This window comes from Kitasatospora sp. NPDC059088 (assembly GCF_042738155.1).
In the GTDB taxonomy this organism is placed as follows: domain Bacteria; phylum Actinomycetota; class Actinomycetes; order Streptomycetales; family Streptomycetaceae; genus Kitasatospora.
Genome location: NZ_JBHYGR010000113.1, coordinates 1 through 5619, shown reverse-complemented (window position 1 = coordinate 5619; position 5619 = coordinate 1). Strand labels below are relative to the sequence as shown.

The 5619-nt window shown below is 70.9% G+C and carries 5 protein-coding genes and 1 CRISPR repeat array; of the genes, 2 read left to right on the top strand and 3 right to left on the bottom strand.

The features are described from left to right. Positions 1–9 precede the first annotated feature (9 nt). The 3 genes from ACFWXO_RS34975 to ACFWXO_RS34965 all read right to left on the bottom strand — a co-directional run bounded on the left by ACFWXO_RS34975 (position 10) and on the right by ACFWXO_RS34965 (position 4617). Positions 10–1143 (bottom strand): hypothetical protein, encoded by a 1134-nt coding sequence (locus ACFWXO_RS34975; RefSeq protein ID WP_380529105.1) that lies wholly within the window; start codon positions 1141–1143, stop codon positions 10–12. A gap of 571 nt (positions 1144–1714) precedes the next feature. Beyond that, a CRISPR array of direct repeats spans positions 1715–2962; the repeat unit is 29 nt; unit sequence CTCCTCCCCGCACGAGCGGGGGTCAGCCG. A gap of 2 nt (positions 2963–2964) precedes the next feature. Continuing rightward, positions 2965–3234, bottom strand: a complete 270-nt coding sequence (locus tag ACFWXO_RS34970) for a hypothetical protein (RefSeq protein WP_380529103.1) — start codon at positions 3232–3234, stop codon at positions 2965–2967. A gap of 27 nt (positions 3235–3261) precedes the next feature. After that, positions 3262–4617 carry a transcriptional regulator gene (locus tag ACFWXO_RS34965; protein WP_380529102.1) on the bottom strand — a complete coding sequence of 452 codons (1356 nt, stop codon included), beginning with the start codon at positions 4615–4617 and terminating at the stop codon, positions 3262–3264. Positions 4618–4750: 133 nt separating this feature from the next. On the opposite strand from ACFWXO_RS34965, the gene ACFWXO_RS34960 reads away from it, so the two are divergent. Together ACFWXO_RS34960 and ACFWXO_RS34955 are read left to right on the top strand one after the other, a co-directional pair. Next, positions 4751–5335: a hypothetical protein gene (locus tag ACFWXO_RS34960; RefSeq protein WP_380529100.1), complete on the top strand. Its 585-nt coding sequence runs from the start codon at positions 4751–4753 to the stop codon at positions 5333–5335. Beyond that, positions 5332–5553, top strand: coding sequence for a hypothetical protein (locus ACFWXO_RS34955; RefSeq protein ID WP_380529098.1), 222 nt, complete (start codon positions 5332–5334; stop codon positions 5551–5553). The genes ACFWXO_RS34960 and ACFWXO_RS34955 overlap by 4 nt, the downstream gene beginning before the upstream one ends. The last annotated feature ends 66 nt before the right edge of the window (positions 5554–5619 follow it).

Sequence of the window (5619 nt, the reverse complement as noted above, 5' to 3'; positions counted from 1 at the left end):
CCTTTCCACCTAACCGTGTCTCATTCTGGCGCGCCCGCTGGGTTGGCGTCGTGGTTTCGCGTCGTTGTGTTGTGGGGGGGGGGGGGGGGCGCCGGGGCCCCCCCCCCCCCGGCCGGCGGACACGAGGGCGGGGGCGACGCCGTCGAGGACGGTGCGGCGGTCCTGGCGCAGGTCGGTGCGGGCGTGGACGGCGACGGCGGTACGCGGGGTGAGGTAGGCGTCCAGGGCGGGGCCGAGGCCGGCACCGTCCTCCGCCTCGAGGGTGGCACGGACCCGGGCGAGGTCAGGCGGCAGGAGACTGTTGAGGAAGGGCTGGTTGGCGGCGGGCTTGACGCCGGGGTCGCGGGGAAGTCGGACGAGGTAACTGCGCACGCGGATCATGCGCGGATCAAGGTGGTGCTGAACGCCGCAGAGGTGGGCGATCTGAGCGGTCAGGGCGACGAGGTCGGCGAACGCGACCGGGCGGACGTCGGGGCCGTCCGCGGGCGGGGCCGCGTCGGCTGTGACCGCTGAGCCGGCAGGCTCGGTCGGCCTGGCGGGCTCGGCAGGCGCGTGGCTGTCGGTGGGCGCGTGACCTTGGGCGGCGCCGTCCTGCGCCGGGCGGCGGGTCGCCACCCAGTCCGCGACCCGCTTCACCAACGGTTCCGTCGCCCCCTGCACGGCGGCGCCCGCGACCTGGCCGAACAGGGCACCGACCGCCGCCACCGCGGCCCCGCCCAGGACCTCGGAAAGCAGCTGCTGCCAGGCGCGGGCCGGGCTGCCCTCCGAAGCCGGTGCCGGACCCACAGGCCGGAACACCTGCAGGCCGTACGGACCCGGTGCGGGACGCTCCCCGGTGACGTACGCGATCGGCGCGGCGGCCAGCCGACCCACCGCGACCTCGAACGCCTCACCCAGTTCCTCGAAGCCGTCCAACCACCCCGGCGCCGACGGGCCCGGATCGAACAGGCGCCCCGTCGCCCAAGCACACGCCGACACCACCGACGTCCCCTCGACCGGGCGGCCGTACTCGTCCAGGACCAGCGCGAACATCGCGCTCTTACCCGGCAGCACCAACTCCTCCTGCGGCACACCAGGATCCGGGTCGGTGCCCTCGGGCAGCACCGCGATCATCGCCTGGCGCAACAGCTCGAGGTCGAACACCCCGCCGTACACCTCATGCCGCCACACCATCCCGTGCAACGCCCGATGAGCGGCCGTCTCCGGATGCTCCACAGCCCACGGCAACAGCGGCCGGGCCTGACCCGCAGCCGGCGTGAGATCGACGACCACCGTGTCGGAAGCGCGAAGCCTGCCCGTACGACGCTTGCGGGGAACCTCCGGAATCGTCGGCGGGCTGAACAGCTCGATGGCCCGCCAACACTCCAACAGGTCCGTCACCCGCCGGTCCCGCCCCTGTCCGCCCCGCATGCCACGCCCCCGTGTCGAACCTGCAGCCCGCAGCCGCTTCGTGTGCCGCCCAGCTGGCCGCAGAATCTACCGGACGGCGACCGGTGGAACCGAGACACCAAGGTGAAAGGTACGGCCAACCGCACATACCTACCGGGACGGACCCCGGACAGATCATCAACATCCCAGTGGGGTGCCACTGGCAGATGGCACGATGGAGGCAGTCCTTTGACACCTCAACAAGGCACCAAACTCCCTCCCCCCTCCGACCAACCAACCTGCTCAAGAAATGGCAAAGGCCGTGCTGCGCCGCAGGTCGGAAAGTCTCCTCCCCGCACGAGCGGGGGTCAGCCGCTGACCGCGTAGGGATCGAGCATGAAAAGGGCCTCCTCCCCGCACGAGCGGGGGTCAGCCGCTGGTGTTCACCGCGGTCCAGTCTGTGCAGTCCTCCTCCCCGCACGAGCGGGGGTCAGCCGCGGTCGCCGTGCTCGGCGATGAACTGCACGGCCTCCTCCCCGCACGAGCGGGGGTCAGCCGTCGAGTGGTGTTTCCGGAGGCGATGTTGGGGCCTCCTCCCCGCACGAGCGGGGGTCAGCCGACCATGAGCGACACCCGTTACGAGGCCGAGGTCTCCTCCCCGCACGAGCGGGGGTCAGCCGATCGGCACCAGGACGGTGATCACGAGGACCACCTCCTCCCCGCACGAGCGGGGGTCAGCCGGCGGAGGCCGTGAAGTTCGTCAGCATCGGCATCTCCTCCCCGCACGAGCGGGGGTCAGCCGGTGACGTTCGCTGCCGCCACGGTCTGACCCCGCTCCTCCCCGCACGAGCGGGGGTCAGCCGGGCGCCACCGAGATCCGCTCGGCCCTGCACGCCTCCTCCCCGCACGAGCGGGGGTCAGCCGCCCCCGGGTCTGGTCTTCACCATCAGCCGGCGCTCCTCCCCGCACGAGCGGGGGTCAGCCGGTGTTCTTGCGGGCGTGGGCGAGCACGGCGCCCTCCTCCCCGCACGAGCGGGGGTCAGCCGCACAAACCAGGACAACCCGGACCGTGACGTGTCTCCTCCCCGCACGAGCGGGGGTCAGCCGGCCCAGACGACCAGGAAGATCGCGAGCATTTCCTCCTCCCCGCACGAGCGGGGGTCAGCCGGCGTTCCTCGCCGCCGCCCGGTCGAAGGTGGGCTCCTCCCCGCACGAGCGGGGGTCAGCCGGCCGGTCGCCTCGGCGGCAGCGGCCAGGACCCCTCCTCCCCGCACGAGCGGGGGTCAGCCGGCCTGCGGCTTCCGGGACCAGCGGACGTAGTCCTCCTCCCCACACACGTGGGGTCACCCGAAGCGGTGCGGTGTGCCTCGGGCGACGTCTTCCTCCTCCCCACACACGTGGGGGTCAGCCGGAGTCGGTGTGTCCAGCCGCTATGAGGAAATCCTCCTCCCCATACCCGTGGGGGTCAGCCGTGGACGACCTCCTCTACTCCTGGCCCGCGATGCTCCTCCCCACACCCGTGGGGGTCAGCCGTTCACCCGCAAGGGTTCCGAGCGCTACCAGCGCTCCTCCCCACACGAGCGGGGGTCAGCCGGGTCAGGCGGCGGCCTGCCCACCGTCCAGGTGGGCCTTCGCAGGGTCGAGGGAGGCCTGCCAGGTCTGCGCGTAGCAGGCGGCGGTCCGTGCTTCTTCCCAGATCGGGTGCGCGCGGAGGGCGAGCACCCGGTCGACGTAGGCGTCCCGCGCGGCGTTGACGTCACCGTCGGCCTCCCGGGCCGCGGTCATCGCCCGGTCGGCCTCCACCACGGCGGCGTACAGGGGCAGCAGGTCATCCGGGAGCGGCAGCGGCGTGGGTACAGTGCCCATCGTACGGCTGGCCTCGGACAGGGCCCGTCAGGCCGCCGTCAGGGCTCGCGCTCGCTCCGTGAAGTCGGCGACGAGGCGGTGCCGACCGAAGGGCTCCATGCGCCTTTGGAGATCAGAGACCGCTTCGACTGCCCGGCTCGACTTTACCTTGCCCGCGAGGGAGAGCGTCCGTAGCCCGGCGGCGTGGGCCTGCTCCAGGTCGCGACGCTGGAGGTGGGTGGAGGCGAGGGCGGCCTGCGAGAGCGCGCCACGGCGTGCTCGCTGCTGCCGCCGGGCGTGGTCGATGCTCAGCTTCGCGTGCTCAGCGGCGCCCACGTGGTCACCGACGTCTCGCAGTGTCATGGCGTGCTCGCCATGCAGGTAGGCCGGGTCGATGAACAGGGCCCACTCCGGCTCGTCGTCGGGGCGGATCTGTTCGGCTGCAGCCTCGGACTCGGCGACGGCCTTGGTGGCCCCCGACTTCACGCCCATTGCTGCAAGCGCGCGACCCTCCAGTGCCCACAGGTCAGCCAGCGCCGCCTGGGAGGACCCGCGCAGGCCGTGTCGGCCGGACTGGGCGAGACGCAGCCCCTCCTCCGGGTGCCCAAGGAGCGTGGCCTGGTCGGCCATCCCAGCGAGGACGTGCGCGCCAAGCGGGATGTTCCCTGACTCCTCCGCGAGGCGAAGCGACTGGATGAGATAGCGCTGAGCCGTCCCGTGTTCGCCGTTGTCGTAGGCCATCCACCCGAGGAGATAGGTCTGCTCGGCGGCGGCTTCGCAAAGTGCCTGGCGAACGTCGTCGGGCTGAGGGCGGCGGAGGAGTGGGAACACGTGGATGTTCATGTACTGCGCGAGCAGCAGCCGGCCGCTGCCACCTCCTTGGAGGACGTCGACCTTCTGGAACTCGCCGAACATGTTCCTGACCGCGGTCACGTCCTCAAGCCGGACGCGCGGTCCCGGCTCGGGAGCCTGGTCAAGCGTGGAGAGGAGCCAGTCTCTCGACGGTCCGGTGGCGGCAACGGCAGCGAACGGTGCGGCGGCCAAGAACTTCCTGCGGTCCACGTCTGCTCTCCCCAGGTCAGAGACGGTTTCCACCGTAACCACCCAGTCGCGGTTGTAAAGCAGCGAGCGGTCCTCCGCCGGGCTCTCGCCGAGGCCGAGTTCGTACGATGTGACCCGGTATCCGACTGTTGCCGAGACGACGTCGGCGATGATCCCCGGGATCGGGCGCCGCGGCCTATTCCCTTGGAGCCACCGCCGCACGGCTGTTGTGTCGGGTGAGACCTGCGCGTGTCCGGCCTGCTGAGCTGCAGTCTTGACTCGACGTGCAAGCTCGGCGTTGCTCAGGCCAGCCCGCGTCAGCCACTCGGCGAGTTGCCCGTTCGGCGTCTTCTCGGTCTGCATGGTGCTGTCCTACCCCTCAGTGCCACCCCGCGCAGAAGTGCCACCCTGTGCCACCCCTGGAGACCTCACGCTCCGGCGATCAGGCGTCGACCCTTGGTGGTGATGGTAGACCCGACGCTTTAGGTGGGGGCCCGTGTTGACGGCCGCCGAACACCCCGCAGACCTGTCGTTATCGGCATGGACATGGATCGACTCGACGCCCGACGGGCTCGTCGCATTCATGATGATCACCCCGTCCAGCGGAGAAGCCCGCGGACTCCGGGCGTTCGCGACTACCGCTGGCCTCGCGTCACCCGACCTGCCACTGCCGTCGCCTGGAATCCGGATCGTCCTCGACGGCCCGGACGCCCTGGTCCTCCTGCCCGGCCCGTCTGGGGCCATCCGGGTCCCAACGGACGAGGGCTGGTCGGACTTCGTGCGTCGCGGTGGCGCGATCGTCCTCCTGATGGGGCAGCGCTACCTCATCCCCGGCGCCAGCCGGATCGACGTCGAGGAGTACCTGCAGACGGCACTCCTCTCCCGGCGACTGTGGCTCGGCAAAACGACGCTGGCCGCCGACTACACCGCACAGCAATGCCGTGGCGAGGTGTGCATCTGCTGCGGCCGCCCTGAGCCGCCACTGGGACCAGCTGGCCACGCGTACACCTCCACGTCGGGAGCCCCGCTTGGCTGGGCCGTCCGTGCTCATCCTTCGTGCGTTGAGGGGGAGCCGCGATGATCAGCAAGGGGCTGGCTGTTGGAGTCGACGGTCACCTGGAGGTGACCGAGGCACCTTTCGAGGCGGCGCTGACGATCCTCTGGCAGACCGTCCGCAACCTGCCGATTAGCGACTACCAGCACCGATACATGCATCGCCTGCTGGGCAGCGGCAGCACGCTGGCCGTTGAGCAGTTGCTCGACAGCGAGGGCCTAGGTTCTGTCCGGCGGATCATGTGACTTCTCCATGCCGGGCTCGTTGTGCCCGGCATGGGGCGGGGTGATCTGACGAACGAGGAATGGGGC